Below are 3,125 nucleotides of genomic sequence, written 5' to 3'. Positions count from 1 at the left end.
GTCCGGCCCGTGGTGTTACTGGTTCAGTTGGTAATAAGGGCTGGATGAGAGCCGATGCTTCATCGGAAAGATCGTAACGAGCCATAGTTCAATGTGTTGTGGAAACAGGCAGTTACTATAGCTCAGGTGATTAAGGGACACAGCCTAGTAACAGTAGCCACAGGAACACCTTAACTAACTGCAGGATATAACAATAGCTCACTATTTTAAGGCACTACCCAATACAGGATGTGAGAACAGCAGTGCGAAACCTTGCAGCAACGTTCACCTTAAGATAGGCTTTGTTGAATAATAAGTAATCATGCTGTTTTAATATGCTGGTTTTGGACGAAGAGGCTAGCCGTTCCAGCATGTATTACCGAACACTGGTTGTAACCTACTGATTTTATGTTATGGATGCTCGCTGTTTTTATGGGGTTGCAGCGTAATCTCTATTTATTCAACAAAGCCCTTAAGATACAAAAGCTGTCTGGAGATGGTCGGTCAAAATCAGTAGTGGGGATGGCAAAAAAATAGCGCGTACAGTGTGGGTTCTGGTGGCTCATAACCGGACCTATGACAAAAAACACGTTAGTATCAGACCGTTCTAAACGACTGATGCTGACAAAACATTAACCATTTTAACAATTAAGGGTGAATGCTGAAAAGGTTGCGTGGACAACCGTAGTGATGGTAACGACAGGTAAGACAGTGACTCACTGAACCTGAATTTAGCCCTGAGCTTAAAGCTCGTAAGGAGAATAATGTGTGAGTCAGCGAATCTCATCTACCGTCAACGTCAACACCACGGAAGCCTTGCAAACAGGATGTGTTCATATAGGTCATATGATTGCCATTCTTACTTCCGGTGTTGCACTTGGTGTCCATGTACCTGGATTACTCTTGTTGCGACGTTTACAGGAACGTCATGTCGTTAGCCGTATTGATGTATTTGAACAACTTCTTCGGGTGGAAAAACAGGGAAAAATTAATCAGTCCAAACAGGCCTTTCATCGCAATTTTCGTGTTGCCTTAGCGGGACAGCGACTGGCCAGAAATCTTATGCCCGAACTGGATGAGGGAGCACTAGCCCTACTTTTTTCTGAATGGGAACAACACGGTGTGAACCGGTTTGTGGTGTTATCCGGTTTTTGGCAACCCATTATTCAGCGTTATCGACAACATCATTCCCCTATCACGGTGGATCTTTGCCATGTTGATTCAGTAGTATCGCCCTCCTTTCAGCGTACGGAAAGTCTGCCGTTAGCCCGAAATATCTGGCTGGTCAACGATGCTGATAGCTCATTGCCTTGGTCTATTCCGGTCAGTTATTCTGAGCCAATTTCTTGGCATCAGCGAAGTCAGCGTATTCTGGCGCATGGCGGCGGTTGGGGAATTGGCACTTACGCTGAACGAGTATCCGAACTGACGGAACATAATATCGCTATCGACATCATTGCTTACCACCATGATGATATTACGGATGCGCGTTGCCGTTATTTTATGATCGATCCTGACTGGTGTCCTTGGCTGGATCTCGGTTTTCCACCTTTCGGTGAAGTCAGGTGCAAAAACGTGCCGATTTCTTTCCAGCGTCGTCATGACCATCATCATTCGTTTGAGCTGGCGCGTCAGTCGCTGGGGATGCTCAGTAAACCGGGGGGAGGGACACTACTGGATTCGCTTTGGTCGGCCACACCGATGATCTTTCTGGAACCTTTTGGAGCACATGAACAGTGTAACGCAGCATTGTGGCAACGACTCGGATTGGGTATCACTCTTGAGCACTGGCGACAACAACGATTTTCTCTCAACGTGCTGGAGACGCTGCATCAAAATCTATTGGCGCAACGCAGGAGGGTGCCTGATTACGCGCAACATCTTTCCGGTGTAGTGGCGCACTGATACTGACCAACAGACATATTATGCTTCCATCAGGAACAGGGGCTTGGCGGCCTAAGTTCCCAGACAAAAAAATTTCCCGGAAAACCGGGGCGGTTCAGTATTTAAGGAATGAACTATATGGATTCTTGCCGAATTAATAAATTGGCTTCCGGTGAGCGTGCACGGTTACAGCTCTTTTGTTTACCCTACGCTGGCAGTCATGATGGTTTTTATCAAAGCTGGCGCGACTATCTACCGTCGGATATTGATCTCAATCTGGTCTCGCTCAAGCAGAAATCTACTCTGTTGGGACGGCAGAACCAAGTCTGTACACGGACATTACAGGAGATAGCCCAAAACCTGGCAGATATCATGGCCCCTGACCTGACCATGCCATGGATGGTATTCGGGCATAGCATGGGGTCAGTGCTGGCTTTGGAACTGGTGCTGACGCTGGAGCAGCGGCAAATTCGTCCACCATTACTACTGGCCGTTTCCGCCCACGTTGCGCCACAATTTCATAACCCGGCCCCGTTATATTTGCTGAATGATGACGAGTTGTGCGAAGTGCTTCGCGAGATGGGTGGAACCACACAAGAGATGTTAGCCTCACCAGGGATTAGAAAAATGATCTTGCAAACAATCAGACAGGATCTTCGTATTCTGGCTGACTGGCAGCCTCCCACTCCGCGGGAATTATCCTGCCCGATTGCGGCTTTTTGGGGAGAACAAGACAATATGGTCCAACGCCATGCGATGCAGGGCTGGCGCTGCTGGACCCACGGCGAATTTAGCTTTGATACTTTTCTCGGCGGTCATTTTTATTTCAGCCAAGATCCACAACCCCTGATTGAACGCTTGCTAACCCGTATTCCCTACAAAATTGATCGTAAGCGTCATTAGATGTAGTGTAAAACGGCTCTGTGAACCGCCCCGGGAATTCTAGAGACAAAACTCTTTGAGAGAGAGGTAAGCAGGATGACTAAAAACACACGTTTTTCCCCCGAGATCCGGCAGCGGGCCGTCCGTGTGGTTATCGAAAGCCAGAACGACTATGACTCGCAGTGGTCGGCCATCAGCTCCATCGCCCCTAAAATCGGTTGTACGCCTGAGACCCTGCGTATCTGGCTGCGCCAGTATGAGCGCGATGCCGGTGGTGGCGACGGCGGACTCACGACCAATGAACGTAGCGCCCTTACAGGGCAAGCGTCACGGCTTCGCCGTTCCGGTGCTTTGCATGATCGGAGCTCCGCTTTATACTC

At 48.6% G+C, this 3,125-nt stretch carries 3 protein-coding genes; all 3 read left to right on the top strand.

Translation table 11 applies throughout. The features are described 5' to 3' along the window. The first annotated feature begins 747 nt into the window (after positions 1-747). Positions 748-1,884, top strand: coding sequence for a hypothetical protein (locus BBW68_RS14505; protein ID WP_209280624.1), 1,137 nt, complete (start codon positions 748-750; stop codon positions 1,882-1,884). A 108-nt stretch (positions 1,885-1,992) separates the two neighbouring features. Beyond that, positions 1,993-2,766 (top strand): thioesterase II family protein, encoded by a 774-nt coding sequence (locus BBW68_RS14500; RefSeq protein ID WP_083264934.1) that lies wholly within the window; start codon positions 1,993-1,995, stop codon positions 2,764-2,766. A 75-nt stretch (positions 2,767-2,841) separates the two neighbouring features. After that, positions 2,842-3,125 (top strand): transposase (locus BBW68_RS14495; protein ID WP_148127713.1); only part of this gene is annotated, 284 nt, incomplete at its 3' end.

The sequence above is a fragment of the Candidatus Erwinia dacicola genome (assembly GCF_001756855.1).
GTDB lineage: Bacteria > Pseudomonadota > Gammaproteobacteria > Enterobacterales > Enterobacteriaceae > Erwinia > Erwinia dacicola.
This window is presented reverse-complemented; position numbering and strand designations above follow the sequence as displayed.

Bases quoted from the DNA above. Each gene is read 5' to 3' on its own strand.
- BBW68_RS14500 (WP_083264934.1), top strand. From the start codon at position 1,993: ATGAACTATATGGATTCTTGCCGAATTAATAAATTGGCTTCCGGTGAG.